26 protein-coding genes are annotated in these 23,077 nt (G+C 41.2%); 11 read left to right on the top strand and 15 right to left on the bottom strand.

All coding sequences use genetic code 11. The annotated features are described in order from the left end of the window. Nucleotides 1-56 precede the first annotated feature (56 nt). Nucleotides 57-413 (top strand): STAS domain-containing protein, encoded by a 357-nt coding sequence (locus EHS11_RS15425; RefSeq protein ID WP_109019831.1) that lies wholly within the window; start codon nt 57-59, stop codon nt 411-413. A 6-nt stretch (nt 414-419) separates the two neighbouring features. Continuing rightward, nucleotides 420-1,172 carry a diacylglycerol/polyprenol kinase family protein gene (locus EHS11_RS15420; protein ID WP_135765259.1) on the top strand — a complete coding sequence of 251 codons (753 nt, stop codon included), beginning with the start codon at nt 420-422 and terminating at the stop codon, nt 1,170-1,172. 50 nt (nt 1,173-1,222) lie between these two features. On the opposite strand, the gene EHS11_RS15415 is transcribed toward EHS11_RS15420, so the two are convergent. The 8 genes from EHS11_RS15415 to eno are packed head-to-tail and all read right to left on the bottom strand — an operon-like array spanning nt 1,223 to nt 8,519. Beyond that, a complete protein-coding gene (locus EHS11_RS15415; RefSeq protein WP_135765258.1) occupies nt 1,223-1,777 on the bottom strand; it encodes a hypothetical protein in 555 nt (184 codons plus the stop codon). Nucleotides 1,778-1,801: 24 nt separating this feature from the next. Beyond that, nucleotides 1,802-2,350, bottom strand: coding sequence for a DUF4416 family protein (locus EHS11_RS15410; RefSeq protein WP_167884466.1), 549 nt, complete (start codon nt 2,348-2,350; stop codon nt 1,802-1,804). Further along, nucleotides 2,350-3,723, bottom strand: a complete 1,374-nt coding sequence (locus EHS11_RS15405; protein WP_135765257.1) for a TldD/PmbA family protein — start codon at nt 3,721-3,723, stop codon at nt 2,350-2,352. The genes EHS11_RS15410 and EHS11_RS15405 overlap by 1 nt, the downstream gene beginning before the upstream one ends. 3 nt (nt 3,724-3,726) lie before the next feature. Next, on the bottom strand, nt 3,727-5,112 hold the full coding sequence (locus EHS11_RS15400; RefSeq protein ID WP_135765256.1) for a TldD/PmbA family protein: 1,386 nt from the start codon (nt 5,110-5,112) through the stop codon (nt 3,727-3,729). Between the two features lie 19 nt (nt 5,113-5,131). Further along, the gene (locus EHS11_RS15395) at nt 5,132-6,151 is read right to left on the bottom strand and encodes a YheT family hydrolase (RefSeq protein WP_246047935.1); all 1,020 of its coding nucleotides are present in this window, start codon (nt 6,149-6,151) and stop codon (nt 5,132-5,134) included. Continuing rightward, complete coding sequence (locus tag EHS11_RS15390; protein ID WP_135765255.1) at nt 6,144-6,752, bottom strand: ClpP family protease; 609 nt, start codon at nt 6,750-6,752, stop codon at nt 6,144-6,146. Before EHS11_RS15390 ends, EHS11_RS15395 begins: the two co-directional genes overlap by 8 nt. A gap of 1 nt (nt 6,753) precedes the next feature. After that, nucleotides 6,754-7,215, bottom strand: coding sequence for an FtsB family cell division protein (locus tag EHS11_RS15385; RefSeq protein WP_135765254.1), 462 nt, complete (start codon nt 7,213-7,215; stop codon nt 6,754-6,756). Between the two features lie 2 nt (nt 7,216-7,217). Further along, on the bottom strand, nt 7,218-8,519 hold the full coding sequence (gene eno, locus EHS11_RS15380) for a phosphopyruvate hydratase (protein WP_135765253.1): 1,302 nt from the start codon (nt 8,517-8,519) through the stop codon (nt 7,218-7,220). 124 nt (nt 8,520-8,643) lie between these two features. Here eno and lepA point away from each other — a divergent pair, with 124 nt between their 5' ends. The 3 genes from lepA (at nt 8,644) to EHS11_RS15365 (ending at nt 12,425) form a co-directional block, all read left to right on the top strand. Beyond that, on the top strand, nt 8,644-10,449 hold the full coding sequence (gene lepA / locus EHS11_RS15375) for a translation elongation factor 4 (RefSeq protein ID WP_135765252.1): 1,806 nt from the start codon (nt 8,644-8,646) through the stop codon (nt 10,447-10,449). 64 nt (nt 10,450-10,513) lie between these two features. Then, the gene (locus tag EHS11_RS15370) at nt 10,514-11,470 is read left to right on the top strand and encodes a hypothetical protein (protein WP_135765251.1); all 957 of its coding nucleotides are present in this window, start codon (nt 10,514-10,516) and stop codon (nt 11,468-11,470) included. A 4-nt stretch (nt 11,471-11,474) separates the two neighbouring features. Beyond that, nucleotides 11,475-12,425: a glycosyltransferase family 2 protein gene (locus EHS11_RS15365; protein WP_135765250.1), complete on the top strand. Its 951-nt coding sequence runs from the start codon at nt 11,475-11,477 to the stop codon at nt 12,423-12,425. A gap of 119 nt (nt 12,426-12,544) precedes the next feature. Here EHS11_RS15365 and EHS11_RS15360 read toward each other — a convergent pair whose 3' ends face one another. The 3 genes from EHS11_RS15360 to EHS11_RS15350 are packed head-to-tail and all read right to left on the bottom strand — an operon-like array spanning nt 12,545 to nt 15,923. Next, nucleotides 12,545-13,276, bottom strand: coding sequence for a succinate dehydrogenase/fumarate reductase iron-sulfur subunit (locus tag EHS11_RS15360; protein WP_135765500.1), 732 nt, complete (start codon nt 13,274-13,276; stop codon nt 12,545-12,547). Nucleotides 13,277-13,289: 13 nt separating this feature from the next. Continuing rightward, nucleotides 13,290-15,215, bottom strand: a complete 1,926-nt coding sequence (locus tag EHS11_RS15355; RefSeq protein WP_135765249.1) for a fumarate reductase/succinate dehydrogenase flavoprotein subunit — start codon at nt 15,213-15,215, stop codon at nt 13,290-13,292. 18 nt (nt 15,216-15,233) lie between these two features. Then, a complete protein-coding gene (locus tag EHS11_RS15350) occupies nt 15,234-15,923 on the bottom strand; it encodes a succinate dehydrogenase cytochrome b subunit (protein WP_135765248.1) in 690 nt (229 codons plus the stop codon). Between the two features lie 240 nt (nt 15,924-16,163). Between EHS11_RS15350 and EHS11_RS15345 the strand changes: the two genes are divergently transcribed. Genes EHS11_RS15345 through EHS11_RS15335 form a run of 3 tightly spaced genes read left to right on the top strand, consistent with a single transcriptional unit; the run spans nt 16,164 to nt 17,688 of the window. Beyond that, nucleotides 16,164-16,388 carry a hypothetical protein gene (locus EHS11_RS15345; RefSeq protein WP_135765247.1) on the top strand — a complete coding sequence of 75 codons (225 nt, stop codon included), beginning with the start codon at nt 16,164-16,166 and terminating at the stop codon, nt 16,386-16,388. Beyond that, nucleotides 16,378-17,214, top strand: a complete 837-nt coding sequence (locus tag EHS11_RS15340; RefSeq protein WP_135765246.1) for an SPFH domain-containing protein — start codon at nt 16,378-16,380, stop codon at nt 17,212-17,214. The genes EHS11_RS15345 and EHS11_RS15340 overlap by 11 nt, the downstream gene beginning before the upstream one ends. Nucleotides 17,215-17,220: 6 nt before the next feature. Next, complete coding sequence (locus tag EHS11_RS15335) at nt 17,221-17,688, top strand: hypothetical protein (protein ID WP_135765245.1); 468 nt, start codon at nt 17,221-17,223, stop codon at nt 17,686-17,688. Here the strand turns inward: EHS11_RS15335 and EHS11_RS15330 are convergent. Continuing rightward, nucleotides 17,663-19,204, bottom strand: coding sequence for an EAL domain-containing protein (locus EHS11_RS15330; RefSeq protein WP_135765244.1), 1,542 nt, complete (start codon nt 19,202-19,204; stop codon nt 17,663-17,665). The two genes, EHS11_RS15335 and EHS11_RS15330, sit on opposite strands and share 26 nt — an antisense overlap. A 356-nt stretch (nt 19,205-19,560) precedes the next feature. Then, on the bottom strand, nt 19,561-20,568 hold the full coding sequence (locus tag EHS11_RS15325; RefSeq protein WP_167884465.1) for a serine hydrolase domain-containing protein: 1,008 nt from the start codon (nt 20,566-20,568) through the stop codon (nt 19,561-19,563). A 217-nt stretch (nt 20,569-20,785) separates the two neighbouring features. On the opposite strand from EHS11_RS15325, the gene EHS11_RS15320 reads away from it, so the two are divergent. Genes EHS11_RS15320 through EHS11_RS15310 form a run of 3 tightly spaced genes read left to right on the top strand, consistent with a single transcriptional unit; the run spans nt 20,786 to nt 22,007 of the window. After that, the gene (locus EHS11_RS15320) at nt 20,786-21,187 is read left to right on the top strand and encodes a DUF1272 domain-containing protein (RefSeq protein ID WP_246047933.1); all 402 of its coding nucleotides are present in this window, start codon (nt 20,786-20,788) and stop codon (nt 21,185-21,187) included. Beyond that, nucleotides 21,187-21,624: an SRPBCC family protein gene (locus EHS11_RS15315; protein WP_135765242.1), complete on the top strand. Its 438-nt coding sequence runs from the start codon at nt 21,187-21,189 to the stop codon at nt 21,622-21,624. Before EHS11_RS15320 ends, EHS11_RS15315 begins: the two co-directional genes overlap by 1 nt. Then, the gene (locus EHS11_RS15310; RefSeq protein ID WP_135765241.1) at nt 21,621-22,007 is read left to right on the top strand and encodes a hypothetical protein; all 387 of its coding nucleotides are present in this window, start codon (nt 21,621-21,623) and stop codon (nt 22,005-22,007) included. Before EHS11_RS15315 ends, EHS11_RS15310 begins: the two co-directional genes overlap by 4 nt. A gap of 27 nt (nt 22,008-22,034) precedes the next feature. Here EHS11_RS15310 and EHS11_RS15305 read toward each other — a convergent pair whose 3' ends face one another. Then, complete coding sequence (locus EHS11_RS15305; protein ID WP_135765240.1) at nt 22,035-22,610, bottom strand: DUF4256 domain-containing protein; 576 nt, start codon at nt 22,608-22,610, stop codon at nt 22,035-22,037. Between the two features lie 89 nt (nt 22,611-22,699). Further along, on the bottom strand, nt 22,700-23,071 hold the full coding sequence (locus EHS11_RS15300) for a DoxX family protein (RefSeq protein WP_135765239.1): 372 nt from the start codon (nt 23,069-23,071) through the stop codon (nt 22,700-22,702). Nucleotides 23,072-23,077 lie beyond the last annotated feature (6 nt).

Raw genomic sequence — 23,077 nt, 5'->3', positions numbered from 1 at the left:
GTTTTTATTTACTTGCCAGGGAGCGCAAGAATGAAAAATGAAATTGCGAAAAATTTATGAGTCTCGACGAACTAGTCGTTGCCACTGAAAAAATAGATACTGTTTACGTGACCAAATTGCAGGGCAATTTGAACAATTTTACAGCCACAAAATGCATTCAGTCCGTGACATCCTCTCTCAAACACGGTCCGGTCATCCTGGATTTGGAGGAATTGAATATGGTGACCACCCAAGGGATTCAGGCTTTCCGTACTCTCAATGAAGAGTCCTTCCTTCAAAAACACAAAATCATTCTCATCAATATCCCTGCCTCCATAAGACAGGCATTCCAAATGGCGGGGATTCGAAATCTATTTCCAATTGCAACAAACGAGGAGGGTGCTTTTAAAATGGCAACCCGAGGGTTAAGGTAGAAGAATTTGTCTGATAAAAATGGTTTTAACTTTTCTAGAAAAATTTGGCATGTATTGGGATTAATTATCCCTGTTAGTTTGTATCTGGATCTATTCCGGGATTATAACGGTTTTGTTTACGCCAGTCGTGCAGTTATAGTTACTTACTTGGGCATTTTTCTTTTCCTGCTTGTGATTTTGGAATCCATACGACTCACTTCCTCTTCTTTCGAAGCATTTTTCTTTAAACATTTCGGATTTTTAATGAAAGAGTCGGAACGCACGAGATTCAACGGAACAGTTCCTTATTTTTTCGCGAACTTCCTTGTGGTGCTTTTTTTCCCCCCGGAGATCGCAGTACTTTCCATCTTGTTTTTGGTGGTAGGAGATCCTACAGCTGCCTATGTAGGTTCGAAATATGGCAAAAACCGTTTTTATAACGGAAAATCAAGAGAAGGGATCATCGGATTTTTTGTATCCACATTTGTTGTGGGCTTAATTGTTCTGTTCCTATTTACGATCTCAAAACCGGAAAGTTTTTTAAGTCTGAAATGGGGGGAAGAAATTTCCCTATTTCCCGTTTTGATTTTGGCATTGGGAGTGCTTGCCGCTTGTCTTACCGAATTCTTTTCTTCCACAGTCGCCAAAGGACTGATAGATGACAATTTACTGATACCGATAGTAAGCTCGATCGTCATCTCCTTCTTTTCGTTTTTATTTCTAAGACACATTCCTTCGGAATTTTTCTTTTCTCCTTTTGATTTGTATCTGCAAAAATAGAAAAAAAGGTTAGAAATAAATGTTAAAGAGCGGAAAAAAAAGTAGTTAGCTTAAGGCTTCCACCTAAGATCGATTTCACGAATCAATTGCCCTTTTTTGTCTTTGGGCAATTGGTATTCGAACTCCAAAACAAGACTCAATCCTTTTTCAAGATTGACTTTCTTTTTTGCTTCGCCGGTGTGTCTTTTTTCTTCTTTGAGAAGTGCGCCTAAATAATGAAAGGAAGCGATCGTATTTTCACCCAGCTCGAAACCTTCCATCCTTTCCCTTACCCCGTTCAAACCGATATAAGCGGCGTACTCCTTTCGAATGGAGGAACTTTCTTCCGGTGTGAAATTTCTTTGGAATGTAAGTAAAAAACCGGGAGTCTCTCTTACTTTAAAATAAAGATAATTGGAAAAATCTTCCCATGACTTTTCCTCTCTTTTGGTTCCGGTGCGGGGAATCAGAACGGTTCCTATTTTTTCCTTCGGTTCAGTGCACAATACTTTGCTGTCGAAATTATCACATAACAACTGACTTGTGATCGAATTCTCCTTGGAAAGTTCGGGATTGCAGCCTGCAAAAAACGAAACTAAAAATGATAAAAATACAAACCTCTTCAAAATGAAAATTCCAACTGCATACATTTAAGACTTAAGCTTATTGTATTCATAAGATTCATGTAAGCTATTAAAAAAATAAACGGATTCCTTTGTTTTAAAAAATCCGGGAGCAGTGTCCAGGACGGAAAACTTTCCTCCCCGAAATACATAGATGATCTCTGAATACACACCTTGGAAAAGATAAACTCTGTGAAAATCATCTTTGGATTGGGAAATCACCACATTATGAGAAGTCAGATAACCCGGGATCAACCGAAGTGTAGGGTCTTTTTTGCGAAGTACCGATTGGATTTCAACACATTCTCTTTTGATCAAAACCAGTTCTTCCCGGTGGATTCTTTGTAAAAAAGAAAGTATCTTTGTACTTTTTCCTGGCATTTGAGTGAGCCGGTCAACATCATCTAACTCCCATTTAGGCATGGGGCTTGATTCGTAAACGGACTTGGAAAATTTTTTTTCGGTAATGGATTTTAATTCAAAATAAGTATCATCATTCTGGTAGGATACAATGAGAAAAAAGGAAGCACCGAGAGGGCGCTCCAGAGTTTCTGCAACGATCGGATTGATCGCCATCACGTAGCTCCGGTGATGGTAAATCCTTCCAAAAGCATATAAGGAGCCCAATAGGATTCTCCGAGCAGTTCTCCTTCTTTCGAAATGTTTACAATTTGATTGAGTGCTTCGTAGACATTTCCAACAACCTGAACTTCTTTCACGGGAGTCTTCACTCCGTTTTCCAAAAGGTAACTTCCTTTGATCACACCGGAAAAATCACCGGAAGGACCGTCGCTTGTCCCGGAAAGTCTGTTCACAAACAAAACCTTTTCCTTCATTTTAAAGAAATCGTCTTTGTTCGAATCTCCAGGTGCAATCTGAAGTTGTCTCGGGCCGCAACCGGGAAGACTTTGCGCACCGCCCGTAGCAAATCCGTTGGATGCTTTCAATCCAACTTTTTTTGCTTCATAGGTATTATAAAAATAAGTGTCGAGCACACCTTTGTTTAAGATGGATTGTTTGTGAGTAGCTTGGCCTTCTCTGTCAAAGGAAGTAGTTCCCGCATAATTGGTGATTGTCGGGTCTTCCCAAATGGAAAGTTTTGAAGAAGCAACTTGTTTTCCCAATTGACCTACCATCTTGCTTTTTCCCTTTCGAATGCTTGTTCCGTTCAAAGAACCGATAAAAGATCCTAGAAAAAAAGAATAAACTGCTTCCGGAGGCAAAAGCACATAACCTTTGAACCCTGGGATGGTTTTTGCGCCCAAACCGCCCATACATTTTTCTCCGAACTCACGGAATGCACGCTCCCATTTTTTTGCAAAATAAGTGTAATCGTTTCCACTTGCGGAATCATAATCAAAACTCCCTACATCACTTCCATCGACAGCCATTCCCATGACCGAGGCGGAAATTCCCGCACCTAGTTCGCTCGCATTCACTCCTTTGGAAGAAACGATAAGTTTAAACCCTTTGGATAAGGACATATCTCCTGAGTCCAAATTGACTTTCGGGAAAATTTCTTTTTTCCAACCTAATGTGGTCTTTGCTATTTCTACCAAATCCTCCAAACCCAATACATCCAAAGACTCATCATACTGATTTGCTCTTTTTTCCAGAGCCTGTGGATCAGGGAGCACCAAATCGGTATCAGGTGTAGTTTGGCTGCGGGCAAGATCTCTTGCTTCCTGGATGGATTCCCAAAGGCTAGGAAAATGATTTGTGGTTAAAAATCCCTGGCTTCCGTTTTCAATGACCCGGATTCCAAACATATTTTCTTCAGTTGCCGTGCAGTTGTTCAAATCGTTTTTTTCAAGGGTGACTTCTTCTGCATAACCGTAGCTGGAAAATATTTCCACCTGGGAAATTCCGTTGTCTTTTGCTTTTTTGACAAGAGACTCCAGGTGATTTTTTTGTTCTTCCAGTTTTTTTTCTATAAATGCCTTATCCATGGATCAATTACCACCTAACTGAACTTTTGTGCGAACATAAGGTCCGCCGGCGTCCACTTTTGCAGGCTGTCCTTTTCCGCAATGACCCGAACCCAAATCCCATTTGAATTCTTTGGAAACCATATCCACATTCTGCAATACGTCAAAGGCAAGGCCTGAGACTGTAGCACCTTTCAGTAGTTTCGTGATCTTGCCGTTTTCTATTTTGTATGCTTTTTGAACGGCAAACATAAATTCGCCGGTGGCATCCGCTTGTCCGTTTTTTGCCCCATCCAGGAAATAACCATTCTTGGTTCCCGCGATCATTTCTTCCAATGAAGAATTGCCAGGTAACAAATATGTATTTCTCATTCGTATGAGAGGGACATCCGAATATTCCCAAGCCCTTGCGGAACCTGTAGGTGCAACATTGAATTTGTGAGCTGTTTCTCTATTATGAAGATAGGATTTTAAAATTCCGTCCTGGATGATCATTGTCTTCTGAGGGATCACACCTTCATCATCCACAGGTATGGTTCCACCGGCACCATCTGAGTACTCGGAAACACCTGAATCGGCAAGAGATACCAGATCGGAACCGACTCTGGTTCCGATTTTTCCTTGGGCCACGGAACCCGCCAAAACAAAGTCAGCTTCTACGGTGTGACCGATCGCTTCGTGCACAAGCAAACCTACGATCGAAGGAGAAAGTATAACAGTAGCAAGTCCTCCGTCAGGAAGAGAAGAAGTTAATAAATCGATAGCAGTTTTACATGCCTCGTCGGAAATATCTTCCGGTTTTTTATCCCGAAAAAGACAATCCCATCCTCCGGTCACTCCGATGGAATGGGAACCTGATTCCAATTTTCCTTTGTCGGACGCAACCGCGTTCACCCGAAACTCAGGACGAACCATGGAAAAAAAACTATCAGCTCCGTCCGTTGTAACGATCGCTTTTTCTTCGTAGATTTCGGAATAACCGCAACCTACAGATTGTAAGCTGGCGGAAGATTTCAAAGCTTTGTTTTGAACATCCAATACCAAATTTAATTTTTCTTCCACGCTACGATTTCTGAAATCCTCAATCCCTTTCCCTATAAAATCTCCTTTGGCAAAAAGAGCAGGGGGAAGATTGGAAATTTTTTCCCCTCGGAGTGAAGAGGAAACAGTGGCAGCTTGTTTTGCGATACGAATTGCATTTTGGATGGAGGCTTTTGAAACTTCTCCCGTGGAGGCAAAACCCCAGGTTCCGTTATGAAGCACTCTGATTCCCACGCCGCTTCTTTTGCGAAGAGCAGAAGATTCTATTCTGCCTTTTTCGGCGAAGAACGAACGATTTTCCTTATGATGGTAACGAAGTTCTACTAGACCATTTTCTTCACTCAAACATTCTTTTAACAGATCTCTCATCTTGGGTCTCCTGGAACTTCTAATTTAATGATAATAACTTTCTTTGTTTGTCAAAAAAATCCATTAGGATCTTCGGAAGCCATCTTCCTTCGGGGTAGTCGGGACTAGGGTCGGAAATAAATCCCACATGACCGCCTTTTTCCGTGAGGACCGTTTCTATCTTCGGGTATAATTTCCAATTGATATCATGCCATACATGAGAAGGAACCACGGGGTCATCTTCCGCATGTACAATCAAACAAGGGATCTTAATCCCCGAAAGATAACGAATACTGGAACAGGTATGGTAGTATTCCAAAACATTCTTGTATCCGGCAAGTGGCGCAGTAAAAAAATCATCGAAGTCAAAAAAGGACTTACTTTTAAGAACTTTTTGTATGACCTGATCGGATACATTGTATATACCAGAAGCCACCTTTTCTTTCATCGTCGAGAGAAAATGATTTTTATAAAACAATCCTGCCTTCGAATCTATGAAGTCACAACTTCTTTTTAAATCCAATGGAGGAGACGTAGCTGTGAATGCCAGAGCCTTTTTCGGACGACCTTCACCGAAAAATTTAAGTGCCATATTTGCAGATAGGGAAAAGCCGCTTACAAATATATCTTTTGTAAAGGTTTTGCGGGTAAAATCCAGAACAGTTTCCAGATCATCCGACTGACCTGCATTATATGGCAAGCGGGCAAGTCCGATACCTTTTCCACAGTTCCGAAGATTGATCCGTATCACTCCGTATCCACGCAAAAGTGCTTCCCGACCGACGCTCACCATATAATGAGATTCTGAACTTCCCTCCATCCCGTGAATTAACAACAGATAGATGCCATTCCATTTTACGGAATCTTTTCTGATTTGGGAAAGAGGGGGGTTGTGTTCCACATAAAGCAAATCCCCCGAACGATCGTTTGTGGGGATAATTATGCTTTCCGAGAAAAACTCCTCCTCCAGAGAATTGTCAGGAGGAAAGAGTACATTATAAACCGTTTGGAGGTGTCTGCCTTCTAAAAATCTTCTAGGAGTAAATGAATGCTCAGCCAACGTCTATTGAATTTACAATTTTATCAACGATTCCATAGGCCACGGCTTCATCCGCATCCATATAATTATCGCGATCCGTATCGTCTACCATCTGCTCATAGGTTTTGCCGCAAGCTTCCGCCAGCATTCGGTTCAATTTTTCCTTTGTTTTCATTATATCTTTGGCATGGATCAAAAGATCCGTAGCCGGAGCTTGGAACTGTCCACCTATGGAAGGCTGATGAATCATCACTCTACCGTTCGGCCAGATATAACGATGTCCTTTTTCTCCTCCGATCAGTAGCATCGAACCCATGGATGCCGCCATACCCATACAAACCGTATAGACTGGTGAAGAAATCATCTGCATAGTGTCGTAGACTACCATTCCGGAAGTGACTACGCCGCCCGGACTATTGATATAAAAGGTAATCGGTTTGCCCGGATCCATAAGTTCCAGGTAGAGTAGTTTGTTGGTTATATCTTTAGATGTTTCATCAGTAACAGCGCCCCAGAGAAAGATTTTACGTTTCTCTAGAAATTTTTTCCCGATGTTTTTATCGCTGATGAGATCTTGAAGTGTTTCTGTAATTTCTTTTTCTGGTTTTTCTTCTTCTGGCATATTAATTCAGTCTTTTCCCTTTAGACTGGGGAGGCAAGCTTTTCAGCTTCCAGTAAACCCCCAGACATAAGAAAACACTGAAAGAAAGATAAAAAAATCTAAGTAAAAATAAAGGCGGTTCTTTCAAAGAAAGATTGGAATTGATATTTGCTAATTTTGCCGTTTTCGACACTACCTCATCTTTTGCCAGTTTGGTTTCTTCAAATTTAATTACGTGGGCATTTTCGGAAAGTAGATAGTATTTGCGTGCTTCCTTTTCCAAAGCATACGAATCATTTTGGAGGCGTTTTTCCTTTTCCTCCAAAACTTGGTTTTCGATGGCAAGCCGCTCGACTTCCTCTGCAACCTTTGTGAACTCTTTTTCCAAAGCCTTTCGTTCTGCCATTCCGGAAGAAGACAAAGTAAGACAATAAAAAACAGTGCAAAGATAACAGATGGATAAAGCGGCTTTGATTGGGGTCATATTTATCTCAGATTGTAAAAAGTTTCCTTTCCTGAAAATACTGCCGTTTTTCCCAATTCTTCTTCAATACGAAGTAGTTCGTTGTATTTGGCAATCCGATCCGTGCGGCTAAGAGAACCGGTCTTGATCTGACCTGCATTGGTTGCCACAGCGATATGAGAAATGGTAGCATCCTCAGTTTCTCCCGATCTATGCGAAATCACTGCGGAATATTGTGCCTTTTTTGCCATTTCAATAGCACTGAGAGTTTCTGTCAGAGATCCTATTTGGTTCACCTTTATCAGGATGGAGTTTCCGATTCCCTTTTGAATTCCTTTGGAAAGTTTTTCAATATTGGTTACGAACAAGTCGTCACCAACCAACTGGATTTTTTTACCCAATTTTTCAGAAAGCTTTTTCCAGCCGATCCAATCGTTTTCATCCAAACCATCTTCCATAGTAATGATCGGATACTTTGAAACTAAATTTGAGTAGTATTCAATGAGTTCTTCCGCAGTTTTTTCCGGCTTTTTCTCAGCCTTCAAAACGTATTTTTTTTTCTTCTCGTCATAGAACTCGGAGGCTGCGCAATCCAACCCGATTTTAATGTCTGTGTCAGGTTTATATCCTGCTTTTTCGATCGCTTGCAGAATCACCTCAATCGCCTCACTATTGCTAGATAGGTTGGGGGCAAATCCGCCTTCGTCACCTACGGCAGTATTCAAACCTTTGGATTTGAGAACAGACTTCAGATTGTGAAAAACTTCAGCGCCCATTCGTAAAGCTTCTTTAAAATTAGGAGCGGAAACAGGAAGGATCATAAATTCCTGGAAATCAATATTATTATCAGCGTGTGCTCCTCCGTTGATGATATTCATCATGGGAACGGGAAGTTCACGGGCAAAAGACCCTCCGATATAACGATACAATGGCAAACCTACATGATTTGCACTTGCTTTAGCAACCGCTAAAGAAACTCCCAGAATGGAATTGGCACCTAACTTTGACTTATTCGAAGTTCCGTCCAGGGCAATCATTGTCCCGTCGATTGCGATTTGGTCCAAAGCGTTCTGACCGATCAGTGCCTTTGTGATCTTGGAATTTACATTATCAACTGCTTTGGTAACACCTTTGCCCAGGTATCTTTTTTTATCACCGTCACGAAGTTCAACCGCCTCGTGTTCTCCAGTGGAAGCGCCGGAAGGAACTGCCGCCCGTCCAAAGGAACCATCTTCTAAAGTCACATCCACTTCTACTGTGGGGTTTCCTCGGGAATCCATGATTTCTCGAGCTTTGATGGAACGGATGATTGATTTTTCTGCCATATAGGTCTTCGTTTCTCCTAGGGTTTTCTATGCTTCCATGGTAGGGATTTTTAATGGTCTGACAATAAACTTTTTAGACAATCCTATCCCTTGCGGGAAAATGACTTAAAAAGAAGAGGATCACTTGAATCAACGCCAAAAATTTACCCGAAATTTTTCCATCATAGCCCACGTGGATCATGGAAAATCTACTTTGGCGGACAGGCTATTGGAAATAGGACTAGTCACAGACCAAAGAACCAAAAAAGACCAGATCTTGGATTCCATGGACATCGAAAGAGAAAGAGGAATCACGATTAAGGCAAACAACGCCTCTTTCGACTACCTGGCCAAAGACGGGAACCTTTATCATTTGAATCTCATAGATACACCAGGCCACGTGGACTTTACTTACGAGGTTTCCCGTTCTCTCGCCGCATGTGAAGGTGTGTTATTGATTGTAGACGCGAGCCAAGGCGTAGAAGCGCAAACTCTTGCTAACTTATATTTGGCGATGGAGTTAGATCTTCGCATCATCCCTGTTATCAATAAAATCGATTTACCTTCTGCAGACATAGACAAATGCAAACTCATGATTGAGGAGTCGCTCGGGCTTGACCCGGACGAAGCGATTCCTATCTCCGCCAAAACCGGTTTGAATGTAAAAGACGTATTGGAAGCCATCTGCTATCTGATTCCTGAACCGAAAGGTGATATAGACAAACCACTCAAAGCACTGATCTACGATTCCTTCTTTGATACATATATGGGTGTGGTAGCGAAATTGAGGGTTTTCGACGGGAAGCTGAAAAAAGGCGATGTGATTCATATGATGAACATAGGCCGCCAATTTCCGGTTACGGAAGTCGGAGTCAACCGCCTTACTATGGTTAGCATGGATGGCCTGCAAGCGGGTGACGTAGGTTATGTGGTGGCGGGTATGAAAAAGATGGGTGACGCAAAAACAGGTGACACTGTCACACTCGCCAACAACCAAACTGATTCCATCGTACACGGATTCAAAGACGCCAAACCGATGGTATTTGCCGGACTTTTTCCCATCAATGGCGAGGATTTTGACGCATTTGTCGATGCAATTGAAAAACTGAAATTAAACGATTCCGCGCTTACATTCGAAAGGGAAAATTCGGTAGCGCTCGGGTTCGGATTCCGGGTCGGGTATTTAGGACTCCTTCATATGGAAATCGTTCAGGAAAGATTGGAGAGAGAATTCAATCTGGATCTGATTACGACGGCTCCATCTGTAAAATTCAGAATTACAAATACGAAAGGGGAAGTGTATGAAATCGACAACCCTTCCAAATGGCCGGAAACCATTACAATCGACAAATCAGAAGAGCCTTATGTAAAAGCAACAATCATCGCTCCTGATCATTATGTGGGAAATATCATGTCGCTCGTCATTGAGAAGCGGGGTATCCATATGGATACGGTTTATCTATCCAAAGACAAAGTACAATTGACCTACGAGCTGCCCCTCGCGGAATTGATTTTCGAATTTTACGATAAATTAAAATCGCATACCAAAGGTTATGCGTCTCTCGATTACGAAGAGATAGGATATAGGGAATCCAAATTGGTAAAAATGGATATTCTTGTGAATGCGGAGCCGGTGGATGCACTTTCTTCGATTGTTCATAAATCGAAAGCGGAGGATCGCGGGCGAATCATCATCGAAAAACTGAAAGATCTGATCCCTAGACACCAATTTATGATTCCTTTGCAGGCGGCAATCGGTGCGAAAGTAGTGGCGAGAGAAAGCATCTCCGCACTTCGTAAAAACGTAACTGCAAAGTGCTACGGCGGCGATATCTCCCGAAAGAAAAAACTATTGGAAAAACAGAAAGAAGGTAAAAAAAGAATGAAGCAGATTGGATCTGTGGAAATTCCTCAAGAAGCATTCCTTTCTATTTTAAAAACCGGGGACTAGTTTTGCTTTTTAAATAAAGAAACATTTGCCTGTTTCTAAGTATGTATTCTTTAAGAAAATCTCTATGTTGGGAAAAATTCAAAACCAATACAATGGACCTGATATGGAAATTTCCCAGGTTTTACTCACTCCCACGAGAAAACTACAAATTCTAAGAGATGATAAACTCTGTTTCGGGATGGGAACTAAGATTCGTAAAGCCTTAGGGCTTTTGGATTTCCTTCGTAAAAATCAAATCGAAAAAATTCGTTTGGTAGGTTCTCTCCATAGTAACTTTCTATCAGCATATTCCTTTTTATTCTCTATCTCTGGATTTAACGTGGAAGTTTTTGCCTATCATCGTAACGCAAATCTTCGAAGTGCAAACAGTAAAATCATTCGAAACTACGCGTCCGAAATCTTTCTTTTTTCCACTAGAAAGGAATGTTTGGACTCACTCGGAAAAGATTCGGAGGAAAATGAATTTTTAGTTCCTGAATACGGATTTCACCACTCCGCCTTATTAAAATTAAATGATTTTTGGGAAATGGTAAAAAATCGAATTGCCAAGCCGACCCTATTGTTCTTAGAAATCGGCTCCGGGCTTAGTTTTATTTCTGCTGCATCCTTTTTTAAAAACACATCCGTAAAGGTAGTCGGTATTCTAATCGGGGAAAGGAAAGATCGTTTTTTAAAAAAATTACCTTTGTATCTGAAATCCATTCATCTGACAGAAACGGATTTGGGAGAATATATTCTTTTAGAACCGGAACAAAACAAAAAATTCGGAGAAGTGAACGAAGAGTTGATTCGGAAAACGAAAGAAGTATATCATATGACAGGAATTATGTTAGAACCGATTTACAGCACAAAATCCTGGAAATGTATGGAAGATTTTTCCGATCCAGGGAAAAACTTTTTTCTATCCCAAGAGGATAAGGAATCCGACTGGCTTTATTTGCACCAAGGCGGTTTATTGAATCATTTGGATCGGATCTTGGATCCGAAAGCACCAAAGCCAGCTGGAGAACATTTGGTTTAAATTCATGTCTACTCCTCTTGTCTCCATCATTCTTCCTACATTCCATCGCCCCGACACTACAAAGAAAGCTATCGAATCCGTTATTTCACAAACCTACGGGAATTGGGAACTCATTGTAGTGGATGACGGATCAAAGGATGATACCTGGCAATCTCTATTAAGTGAATACCCCGGATGGAAATCAAATCTCACTGGCTTCGGTAAAAATACAAAGTCCATTCAACTCCATCAAATCATTCATAGGGGAGTGTCCGGTGCACGCAACTTCGGAGTGGAAAGATCTTTCGGAAAATGGATTTGCTTTCTGGACTCAGACGACCTTTGGTTGCCTGAAAAAATTTCCAAACAAATCAATTATCATAAAGACCATCCTGAAATTCGGATTTCCCAAACGAATGAAACCTGGATCAAAAACGGAAACAAAGTAAAACCTTTGGGAAAACATAAAAAAAAAGAAGGGGATATCTTTCAGGAATGCCTGGAACTTTGTCTGATCACTCCTTCCAGTGTGATTCTAGGTAGGGAATTATGGGAAGAAGCCGGCGGGTTCGACGAAAGATTGCAAACTTGCGAAGATTACGATTTCTGGATTCGCATAACAGCCAAAGGCGAATGGGTCGGACTTCTGGAAGAAGAATTGATGATTCGCCACGGAGGACATTCGGATCAGTTGTCCGGCAAGTACAACGCAATGGAACGGTTTCGATTGTATTCCCAACTGAAACTTTGGAACGCAACAATACCGCCAAGCTCGGATTACACTGGCATCGATTCGCAAAAAAAGGATCTACTGAAAACAAGCACGCTCAACCGAATTCAAGTATTGGAGGCGGGAAGAAAAAAAAGAAACAAAGACATTCATTTTTTAAATTATTTTAGGGAAGATCTGGAAACAGGAAGAAAATCTCCCGAAAATTTTATGGGCATTCTTCTAAACGAATCCGATTGGAATTAGATTTTACATCTTATTTTTGCAAAAATCTGCAATCGGATGTCCCCGAGCTAAATAAAAAACCCGAAGGAAAATCCCCCGGGTTTCTAATTTTACAAAAGAAACTATGGAAAAGAAATCGCTTAACTTGCGATAAATTCTCTATTGAGTCTTGTGATAAAGTTTACCGAAATCTCTTTCGGACAAGCTGCTTCGCACTCGTATTGGTTTGTGCAATTTCCAAATCCTTCTTTGTCCATTGCTGCGACCATTTTACGAACTCTTTCTTTTTTCTCCACTTGGCCTTGGGGCAAAAGTGCCAAATGGGAAACTTTTGCGGATACGAATAACATGGCCGATGCATTCTTACAAGCAGCAACACAAGCCCCACAACCGATACAAGTCGCAGCATCCATCGAAAGGTCGGCATTCACTTTCGAAATAGGAAGTGCGTTTCCATCAGGAGCGCCACCTGTATTCACAGATACATAACCGCCTGCTTGGATGACCCGATCAAATGCGGAACGATCTACCACTAAATCTTTTACCACAGGGAAAGCTTTTGCTCTCCAAGGCTCGATATAAACGGTATCTCCGTCATTGAACTTTCTCATATGAAGCTGGCATGTCGTAGTTCCTCTTTCTGGACCGTGGGGAACACCGTTGATCACCATGGAGCACATTCCGCAAATGCCTTCGCGGCAGTCATGGTCAAAAGCAATCGGCTCATCTCCTTTGGAGATCAAACCTTCATTGACAACATCCAACATTTCCAGAAAAGACATGTGTTCGTTTACATTATCAGCTTCGTAGCTGACCATCTTTCCCTTATCATCAGCGTTTTTTTGTCTCCAAACTTTGAGGTGTAATTTCATTGTTTCGCTCATTCTATTTATAGCTCCTTACGGCAAGGTGGATGTTTTCGTATTCCAGAGGTTCTCTGTGTTCTTCAGGAGTTTTTCCGTCTCCTTTGTATTCCCAAGCGGTTACGTGACAGAACTTGTCATCATTTCTTTGCGCTTCTCCCTCTTCGGTTTGGTATTCCTCACGGAAATGGCCTCCGCAGGATTCTTCCCGCTTGAGAGCGTCCAAACACATAAGTTCGCCAAACTCCAGGAAGTCGGCAGTGCGTCCCGCTTTTTCCAATTCCTGGTTGAGCTCTCCGCCATTTCCCGCCACTTTTAAGTTTTTCCAAAACTCTTCTTTGAGTTCAGGGATCTTTTTAAGCGCTTCTTTGAGACCTGCGTCCGTTCTTGCCATACCGCATTTGTCCCAAAGTAATTTTCCAAGTTCTCTATGGAAATCGTCCGGTGTTCTTTTTCCGTTAATGGAAAGAAACTTGGAAGTCATCTCTTTTACACGAGCTTCCGCTTCTTTGAATTCGGGACGGTCTGTGGAAATATTTTGATGACCTTCTTTTGCAAAGTAATCTCCGATCGTATAAGGAATTACAAAGTATCCGTCCGCAAGTCCCTGCATAAGAGCAGAAGCACCCAATCTGTTGGCACCATGGTCGGAGAAATTTGCTTCGCCGAGTACGTGCAATCCGGGAATGTTTGACATCAGGTTGTAATCCACCCAAAGACCACCCATAGTGTAGTGGACGGCAGGGTAAATACGCATCGGAACTTTGTATGGGTTTTCTCCGGTGATTCTTTCATACATTTGGAAAAGGTTATCATAACGATCTGCTACAACCGATTCTCCCAATCTTCCTATGGAATCGGAGAAATCCAAATAAACACCGAGTCGTTTGTCTCCCACAAGCGGACCAACTCCCAAACCGTTGTCACATGCTTCTTTGGCGGAACGTGATGAAATATCGCGAGGAGCTAAATTTCCGTAGGAAGGGTATTTTCTTTCGAGATAATAATCTCTTTCGTCTTCAGGGATTTCATGAGGAGCACGAAGATCTCCTTTTTTCTTAGGAACCCAAACCCGTCCGTCGTTACGAAGTGACTCGGACATCAGTGTGAGTTTTGATTGATAATCTCCCGATTGAGGAATGCAAGTAGGGTGGATTTGCGTATAACAAGGATTTGCAAATGCAGCGCCTTTTTTAAACGCTCTGAAAGTGGAAGTTACGTTGGATCCTTTTGCGTTGGTGGAAAGATAAAATACGTTTCCGTAACCTCCCGTTGCCAAAATCACCGCATCACCCGCATGAGAAGAAATCTCACCGGTTACCAAATCACGAACGACGATTCCTTTGGCGTGACCGTCGATCAGAACTAGTTCCAACATTTCCGTTCTTGCATACATTTTGACCGCACCCTTTGCGATCTGTTTTTCAAGGGCAGAGTAGGCACCAAGTAGTAACTGCTGTCCTGTTTGACCTTTTGCATAGAAAGTACGGGATACTTGCGCACCACCGAAGGAACGGTTGGAAAGAGTTCCGCCGTATTCACGGGCGAAAGGAACACCTTGTGCAACACACTGGTCAATGATATTTGTAGAAACTTGGGCAAGACGGTAAACATTTCCTTCTCGAGCACGGAAATCTCCACCCTTCACCGTATCATAAAACAAGCGGTAAACGGAATCCCCGTCGTTCTGATAGTTTTTCGCAGCGTTGATCCCGCCTTGTGCCGCAATCGAGTGGGCGCGTCTGGGCGAATCTTGAAAACAGAAAACGGAAACATCATAACCTAACTCAGACAATGTTGCCGCAGCTGATGCTCCTGCAAGACCTGAACCTACAATGATGACCTTATACTTACGTTTGTTTGCTGGGTTTACAAGTTTGATATCTTGTTTGTGTTTGTCCCATTTTTTTTCAATCGGACCGGATGGTATTTTTGCATCTAATTTCATAACTTCTCCTCTTATCCGTTACTTCACCCATCCGAGTAGGATGGAAACTGGCATGGAACTATTTCCGATAAAAACAATGAACGCTAAACCGATGGCGGTTTTTTCAATCACCGGAAAATGTTTCGGGGCAAGGATTCCGAGAGTTTGAAACATGGAAGCCAACGCATGGGAAAAATGAAGGGAGAGAAAAACCATAAAGAAGATATAAGCAAGGGCGATCGGCAGCTGCTGAAAGCCCAAAATCACCATGGCATATACATCATGAACTACTTCTCCGTTTTTCAAAGTATACTCGAAAGTGTAATGATCCGGATTGGTTACACCGAAAGTAAAATGAAGCAAGTGATAGATAAGAAAGGTGAGAAGCAAAAGTCCGCTATAGAACATTGTGCGGGAAGCACCCGAAGCTTGAATCGTTGCTTGTTTTTTATAGGCGACAGGTCTTGCTGCGGAATTTTCTTTTTTAAGAAGTATCGCTGTTATCACATGCCCGAAAAAAGCGACAAGTAAACCGATACGTGCAACCCAAAGCAAGGGTCCAAGATCTTTTAAAAACTTTGCATACGCATTTAGTTTTTCGGGACCTTGAAAAATTTGCAAGTTTCCCAGCATATGCGCGATCACGAAACCGAACCAGATAAATCCGGTGATGGCCATAATGATCTTCTTTCCTATGGATGAACGAAAGAAGTCCAGACTCAAGGTCATAGAATTGCTCCTGAAGCGAGATTAGGTGTGGTGTGCTGTCCTAAATGATTTTGTTCTTCCTTTGGTTGTAGTAGAAGGCAATATCTCATTTGGATAAGTCCACGCTAGAACCCCGTACGGGTTTCGTAAATTCTTAAATCTATTTTGGCATGGAATCTGATTTTTCATTTGACCTTGATTCTCAAATTCCTTAGATTTTCCAAGAATTCCGGGCAAGTAGAAAGAAAAAAGAGAGTGGCAATGGATATAAAAGTTAAATTTTTCCTATTTTTTTCAGGGTTTTTATCTCTATGCTTTTATTTTTTTCTATATGCGTATCAATTGCCCGGTCTGATCTCAAGCAATGAAGATTCTAAAGTCTTGTTAGGTTTAGGTGTCCTTGTTGCATCCTGGATTCCGCCGATTGTAGGTTGGATTTCAAAGGATCATCTCAAAAAATGGATAAAGGAAACCAATGAAAAATAAAAAACTCCTAGTCTCTGTCTTTTTGCTTATTTTAGTCTCCACCTTTTTTATTACCGGTTGTGAAAAAGTACCGGCGGGTTATGTAGGTGTAAAAGTTTATTTACTCGGTTCAAGTAAAGGAGTTGATTCGGAAGAACTGGGAGTGGGTCGTTATTGGGTGGGAATCAACGAAGAACTTTATCTCTATCCTACATTTACCAAAACCTATGTGTGGACTGCGGATTATCAGGAAGATTCGGAAACAAACGAATCCATAGATATCCAAACCAAAGAAGGTTTAACAGTCAATGCCGATGTGGGAATCCAATTCCGAGTGGAACCCGAAAAAGCGAATGTTCTATTCCAAACGTACAGAAGAGGTATTGATGAAATCACCGACAGTGTTTTACGCACTGCAGTCAGGGATGTATTGAACCGGCTTGCATCCAGTATGACTTCCGATATGATTTACGGCCAGGGAAGAGTGGAGCTTATAGAAAAATCGACGGAAGCCGTAAAACAGGAGTTTGCTGCAAAAGGAATCATTGTAGAAAGACTTTATTGGATCGGGACCATGAGACTGCCCGATAAAGTAAAACAGGCACTGGATGCAAAAATAGAACAGATCCAAAAAGCGGAACAAAGGGAAAACGAACTGAGAGAAGCAGTTGCCCAAGCCAAAATCGAAAAAGCGAAAGCGGAAGGAACTGCCAATCAAATCAGGCTGGAGTCACAACAACTGACACCTCTTATGATCCAGAAAATGTGGATTGAAAAATGGGACGGAAAACTTCCTCAACAAATGTTGGGTGACAAGTCAACAATACTGGTTCCTTTCAATAAATAAAGCTTGATGAAACTTTTTGCAATCTTTCCATTATGCAGCTTGCTTTCAGCAGGCTGCATCAGTTTCAGTGAAAAAAAACATACGGCGAAGGAAAACGCAAAAATCGGAGGTCAACCGGTATTTATCGAATTCAAAAGACTTCCCGCAAAATCTCCGAAACACCTTCATTTGAGTTTAACCGTTTCCAATCTCTCACTAGGCAATATTCGTAATTTCTCTGCGTTATTATTTGCAGTGGAAAAACAAGGATTGATACTGATCCCCGAAACTTACAAAACTCCGGAATTGATTTGTAAACTGAATCGACCTTTGCGACCCGAATCCTCTAGGCAATGTTCCGAAATCATTCATCTTTTTCCGACGGAAATCGAAAAAGTGGAATTGCATTCCGTTTCTCTAAGTATCGAAGACGGAATCCGATTGTTAATCACAAAAGAAGATCTGAATTTTATTTCTTACGAAGAAAAAGAATAAAGTCCTTTTTCGGCATTGCCTTTGCAAATAACCATCCCTGCCCGTATTCTACAGAGCGATTTAACAGATAGTTGTATTGCTCCTGCGTTTCCACACCTTCAGCTACAATTATAAGATTGAGAGTCTTTGCAATATCAATGATATGTGTAATCACTCCGCTCGTAGTTGAACCCGTTTCGATCTTATCCACAAACGATTTATCGATTTTGATGACATCCAAAGGAAATCCTTGCAAGTATGACAAGCTGGAATAACCGGTTCCAAAATCATCGATCGCAACAAGATGCCCTGATTCACGAGCACGATCGACCGTTGCACGGGCGGATTCTATGTCCATAAATCCACGTTCGGTGACTTCCAGCCAAATTTGTTGTCTTTCTATTCCAGTATCTTTCATCAAAGATTCCGTAATTTCGAGGATCCTTCCCGAAGAAACATCCTTTGCACTTACATTGATTGCAATATGGATACTTCGATCCAAAACAAGCAGATCCTTCATGTCGGCAACGACCGTTTCAATCACCTGATCTGTGATCCGCATGATCAAATCGCTTTCTTCCGCAAGTGGAATGAAAAAATCAGGACGTATCATTGATCCGTCCGCCCGAATCCAACGAACCAAAGCCTCAGCACCAACACATTTACCTGTCCTGAGGTCAACGATAGGTTGGTAATGGACGATAAATTCCTTGTCTTCAATTGCAAGCGCCAACTCGCTATAAGGTGATAGTCTATGACGGGAAAACCAGACGACCAATACGACCATAAAAAGAGCCATAAAAAGGCCGAATGATAAAAGTAAAATCTGATCATGACGAAGTTTGTCGAACAATCTGCTTTCCGGCTCTATGGCAATTGCGACCAGACCGGACTTATGCACAACGGAAACCAGGCTCTCTTTATAGAAATTGTTATCCGGATGAGCCATTGCAAATTTGATCAAATCCGAATCAGGTTCGTTGATTGCACCTAACAATACACCATCTTCCGTTAGCACTGAAAGTCTGATATCAGGATCTACAATAATGTCCGCAAAACGAGTAGCTTGAATCAGTACATTATAATCATTATAATGAAGACCGATCAGACTTATATCCTCGTTCACTATCGCTCGAACATTGAGCGATACCTCGATTCCGTATGGCAGAACGAAATCAATATCCGACTTTTTAAAATTCAAATCGAGATGTCCCCAGGAAGTACATTTTAAAATACCGTTTTTGAAATAACCGATCTCTTCAATATTGCGCATAGAAAAATGTAATTTCTGCATAAATGCAATATGACTCGGAGAGCAAGGCAAGACATTAAGTTTGTCTAATGACAGCAACACGTCTATGGATTGTTGAAAAGAAATGTTAGAACGACCGATTGCCTGATGTGCAAATTGCTGCAGGCGTTTTTGTTCATGATCGACGGCAAAAACATAGGAAAGATATAATGCAATCAGAAGAGGAACAAGCGAAGCGAATAAAGCCAATAACGTTGAAGTAATAATTATTTTTTTTCGGCGCATATTTTATGATGTGAACTTACTTTAATTTGGCAAATACAAATCGCTCAAAAGTAAAAGCTGAAACGATGCTCCTGAGGCAGAAAAGATAATAATTTTGCTACTTGATCGAATTTAGATTTGCAGATAAGTAAAGCATTGAATGTCGAAAATAGTTTTTTACTATATAAATAAATCATTAATGTCACTTATATGATAGAGAGTGATCTAAAGTGTTACTTATGTGCCTTTCCATACAATCGATCCAAAATCTCATGCGACATAATATACATTATGGGAAGTTCCATATTGCTTCAAAATTAGAAATATGCTTCAAAAGTAAATCACCTATAGACGCTCGCTCTTGATACGAAAAAAAATCAATTTGCAGTCGCAATGATTTTGTCCAGTAACATTCCTATCTCTTTACCGATGCCCGCCGACCCGTATTCTCCCGCAGTTGTAACCACAACAAGATCCAAATCGGGAACAATATAAATTCGTTGCCCGCCATTTCCGAGAGCGGCTTGCCAGGAAACCCTTCGATTGGGAAGATAAGTCTCTCCAATCCACCATTGATAACCATATTTTACGGGACTTTCGTCACCGCTGAGCATTGTAATATTTGTGGAAATATGCGGTTTGAGTGAATCCATAATCCACTGATTCGGAACAATTTGTTTTTTTTCCCAAATGCCTCCATTCAACATTAGTCTTCCTAATTTTAACATATCACGCGGTCGCAAACGCAATCCACCGAAAGCAAGTGCGCGCCCATACCGATCCTTAACCCATTCATACTCGTTGATTCCTATCGGATGAAAAAGCCACTCGGCAGCCAATTCATCCAGAGACTTTTCGGTTTCTTTCGTAAGTATTTCGGCAAGAACGGAAGTTCCTCCTCCATTATAATTAAATACCTTTCCTGCAGGTTCAATGATAGGTCGTTCAAAAACAAATCTTACCAGATCTTTTTTCCAATACAACCTTGCCTCGTCATTAGTCAAAAATCCTCGCCCCCATTCTTTCCAATCCAGACCACCACTCATTGTAAGCAAATGCCGCCAAGTCACAGAACGGTGTTGAACCGATCCGAGATCGTCCAATTCGGGAAATGATGAAAGCACGCTTGCATCAATTTCAGGTATGAGCTTTTTCTCCAACGCAATTCCGAATAACAGAGATACGACGCTCTTGCTTACGGATCGGACATCATGCAAAGTTTCCTTATCGAAAGTTGATTCGCCATCGAATGGCAATCTAAAACCATATCTTATACTCAAAGGACTGTCCTTACCATTATGATAAATTTCAGCGATGAGTTTACCGTGCCTTTCGATCAAAACCGAATGTAGACGATTGTTTTTCTCGACGTATTCTCTAAGCACATTACAAAATGTCTCTGCGGAAAAGCCAGACTCATTCGTATTTGCAGGTTGCCAAAAGGAATCGGCAATTGGCGGTGAACAGGAATTCCTTCCTGGTCGAACAATAGGTTCCTGACATCCGTAATTTAAAGTAACAATAAGAAATGTGAAAAGGAAAAACAGTCTCTGTGCAAATATAAATGAGAAAATATCTTATCACCCAAAGGATCTCTTATCAATGAATATTTTTTACACTGCTATTTTGAGTAGTTTTCTCAAAATAGCAAATCCTCATTGCAAAAAAATATTCAGAAATTTAAATCTAACCATTATGTTAGAACTCAGACCCAATTGTGAAAATTGCGGTAAGTTGCTACCGCCCGAATCTTCGGAAGCGATGATCTGTTCATTCGAATGCACATTCTGCTTTCATTGTTATGAAAGTTTTTTAGAAAATGTCTGCCCCAATTGCGGCGGAGGTTTTAGCCAGAGACCGATTCGTCCCAAAAACAACTGGAAAAACAATAACAACTTATCCGAATACCCGGCAAGTACCAAAACCGTTTACAGACCATTGGATCCGGCAGAACATTCTCTATTTGCGAAAGGAATTTCAAAAATTCCAGCGAAACAAAGATAATGGACTTCTCTTTTATTGAAACAAAGATACTGATTCATGCGAAACCTTCCACAGTATGGGAAGTTTTTACAAACCCTATTCTCACAAGACAAATGGGCGGAGAATATGTTACAAACTGGAAACAAGGAAGTTCTTTCGGTTGGAAAGGATTGGATGGAAAGATGTTAACCCGCGGGAAAATTCTGGAAATCGAACCTGATAGTTATTTCAAACATTCCTTATTTGAAACAATTGCTTCCGAAGAGGGAGATTCGCCTATCATTAATTCGGTGATCACATATAGATTCGAAAAAGAAGATGAATTTACGGAATTAATCGGGCGGGAAGATTTTAAAGTTCCTATAAATCAAAAAGAGTATGAAAACATCCGATCGGGTTGGAAGCTGGCACTTGAAGCAGTGAAGGCAACTGCAGAAGCAGCAGATAGAAAAACATGAAGAATGTATCGGTATTTGTATTCGGTTTTTTCTTAGTGATTGTAATTCTATTTCAAATTGCTCTGGGACTGGGTATGCCTTGGGGAAAGTTAGCTATGGGTGGAAAATTCCCCGGCATTTTTCCTTTCAAGATGCGAATTGCCTGTATCTTTCAAATATTGATTTTAGGAATCATGGGGACCATCGTTTTTACCCGAGCAGGCATTTTGTTTCCCGATTGGTATTCTTATTCGGTAAAAATCATCTGGGTAGTAGTTGCTTTCTTTTCTATCGGAGTTGTTTTGAATTTAATTACACCAAGCGAATGGGAAAGAATCATTTGGGCGCCTGTTACCATCATACTTCTCGTGTGTTCAATCCTGGTTGCAACTTCCCAATCGTAGTAAGTAAGGAACCTCTACCGTCGACCTTCAAACCCGTAGTGAGCCGCGAAACCCCCTGGCAGCATAATAAGATTCAGCACCGTTGTGATACACGAAAACATTGCCATAGCGGTAATCGGCAAAGAGGGCCCCACCGAGTTCTCTAATAGCAGAAGGTGTTTTAATCCAGCTTGATGTTTTCGTATCGAAATTTCCAAGTTTCTGCAATTCCCGGTATTCCTCTTCCGTTAAAATTTCAATTCCCATTGTAGCAGCCAGATCGATGGCACTACTCTCCGGTTTATGTTCTTTCCTTGATTGTAGCGCTTCGCGGTCGTAACAAACACTTCTTCGGTTTTTAGGACTTTCCGTTGAACAATCATAAAAGACGTATTCGCCAGTTTCTTTATCATAACGAACAACATCCGGTTCACCGCCAGTTCTTTCCATTTCACCCAGTGACCAGAGTTTTTCAGTGTTAGCTTCCAGCTTTGTTTGTATTTTAGCCCATTCGAGACCTTTATGGCGGTTCTTATTTTTCTCAAAACGGGCTTTCAACGTTCCGAGTAATATCTCTCGTTGTTCCAATGATAATGTTTTTTTATTATTATTGTTTTTGCTCATACCTTATCTAATCCTCCAGTCCTAATCCATCGAGAATCCGATCCATCTACTTGATTGATACTCTAAGTTATGGATGATTACCATTTCACTTAAATGATTTTTCTATCCGCAGGTCTGAAATACCAGGATACCACAGTTAGGGTAAGTAATAACAAAGAGGGAAATATTTCATTCAAGGGACTATCTGATGCGAGATGTGAAAATGCCGCTCCGGACATGGCAAAGAAAAAACCTGCATAAGCCCACTCCTTTACTAAAGGAAATCTAGGAATAAGCACTGCGATAACTCCCAAAATTTTCCAAACACCCAGTATGGTTAGAAAATAGATCGGGTAACCCAAACGTATAATAAAATCAACGTCCTCTTTCACTTTTAATAACTGTACAATTCCGGTCGATAGCATTCCTAATGCAAGCCAGAGGGTAGCAATCCAATAGATAATTTTATTTTTCTTTGTCATAATGTG

It is taken from the genome of Leptospira ilyithenensis, assembly GCF_004771005.1.
GTDB lineage: Bacteria > Spirochaetota > Leptospiria > Leptospirales > Leptospiraceae > Leptospira_A > Leptospira_A ilyithenensis.
The sequence above is the reverse complement of the archived record's forward strand: the minus strand, read 5'-3'. Positions and strand labels throughout refer to the sequence as shown.

What these genes read in the sequence shown, in the direction of transcription:
- EHS11_RS15425 (WP_109019831.1), top strand. Translation starts at nt 57, where the DNA reads ATGAGTCTCGACGAACTAGTCGTTGCCACTGAAAAAATAGATACTGTT.
- EHS11_RS15410 (WP_167884466.1), bottom strand. Translation starts at nt 2,350, where the DNA reads ATGGCGATCAATCCGATCGTTGCAGAAACTCTGGAGCGCCCTCTCGGT.
- EHS11_RS15405 (WP_135765257.1), bottom strand. Translation starts at nt 3,723, where the DNA reads ATGGATAAGGCATTTATAGAAAAAAAACTGGAAGAACAAAAAAATCAC.
- EHS11_RS15400 (WP_135765256.1), bottom strand. Translation starts at nt 5,112, where the DNA reads ATGAGAGATCTGTTAAAAGAATGTTTGAGTGAAGAAAATGGTCTAGTA.
- EHS11_RS15390 (WP_135765255.1), bottom strand. Translation starts at nt 6,752, where the DNA reads ATGCCAGAAGAAGAAAAACCAGAAAAAGAAATTACAGAAACACTTCAA.
- EHS11_RS15385 (WP_135765254.1), bottom strand. Translation starts at nt 7,215, where the DNA reads ATGACCCCAATCAAAGCCGCTTTATCCATCTGTTATCTTTGCACTGTT.
- eno (WP_135765253.1), bottom strand. Translation starts at nt 8,519, where the DNA reads ATGGCAGAAAAATCAATCATCCGTTCCATCAAAGCTCGAGAAATCATG.
- EHS11_RS15370 (WP_135765251.1), top strand. Translation starts at nt 10,514, where the DNA reads ATGTTGGGAAAAATTCAAAACCAATACAATGGACCTGATATGGAAATT.
- EHS11_RS15365 (WP_135765250.1), top strand. Translation starts at nt 11,475, where the DNA reads ATGTCTACTCCTCTTGTCTCCATCATTCTTCCTACATTCCATCGCCCC.
- EHS11_RS15360 (WP_135765500.1), bottom strand. Translation starts at nt 13,276, where the DNA reads ATGAAATTACACCTCAAAGTTTGGAGACAAAAAAACGCTGATGATAAG.
- EHS11_RS15355 (WP_135765249.1), bottom strand. Translation starts at nt 15,215, where the DNA reads ATGAAATTAGATGCAAAAATACCATCCGGTCCGATTGAAAAAAAATGG.
- EHS11_RS15350 (WP_135765248.1), bottom strand. Translation starts at nt 15,923, where the DNA reads ATGACCTTGAGTCTGGACTTCTTTCGTTCATCCATAGGAAAGAAGATC.
- EHS11_RS15345 (WP_135765247.1), top strand. Translation starts at nt 16,164, where the DNA reads ATGGATATAAAAGTTAAATTTTTCCTATTTTTTTCAGGGTTTTTATCT.
- EHS11_RS15340 (WP_135765246.1), top strand. Translation starts at nt 16,378, where the DNA reads ATGAAAAATAAAAAACTCCTAGTCTCTGTCTTTTTGCTTATTTTAGTC.
- EHS11_RS15335 (WP_135765245.1), top strand. Translation starts at nt 17,221, where the DNA reads ATGAAACTTTTTGCAATCTTTCCATTATGCAGCTTGCTTTCAGCAGGC.
- EHS11_RS15330 (WP_135765244.1), bottom strand. Translation starts at nt 19,204, where the DNA reads ATGCGCCGAAAAAAAATAATTATTACTTCAACGTTATTGGCTTTATTC.
- EHS11_RS15320 (WP_246047933.1), top strand. Translation starts at nt 20,786, where the DNA reads ATGAATATTTTTTACACTGCTATTTTGAGTAGTTTTCTCAAAATAGCA.
- EHS11_RS15315 (WP_135765242.1), top strand. Translation starts at nt 21,187, where the DNA reads ATGGACTTCTCTTTTATTGAAACAAAGATACTGATTCATGCGAAACCT.
- EHS11_RS15310 (WP_135765241.1), top strand. Translation starts at nt 21,621, where the DNA reads ATGAAGAATGTATCGGTATTTGTATTCGGTTTTTTCTTAGTGATTGTA.
- EHS11_RS15305 (WP_135765240.1), bottom strand. Translation starts at nt 22,610, where the DNA reads ATGAGCAAAAACAATAATAATAAAAAAACATTATCATTGGAACAACGA.
- EHS11_RS15300 (WP_135765239.1), bottom strand. Translation starts at nt 23,071, where the DNA reads ATGACAAAGAAAAATAAAATTATCTATTGGATTGCTACCCTCTGGCTT.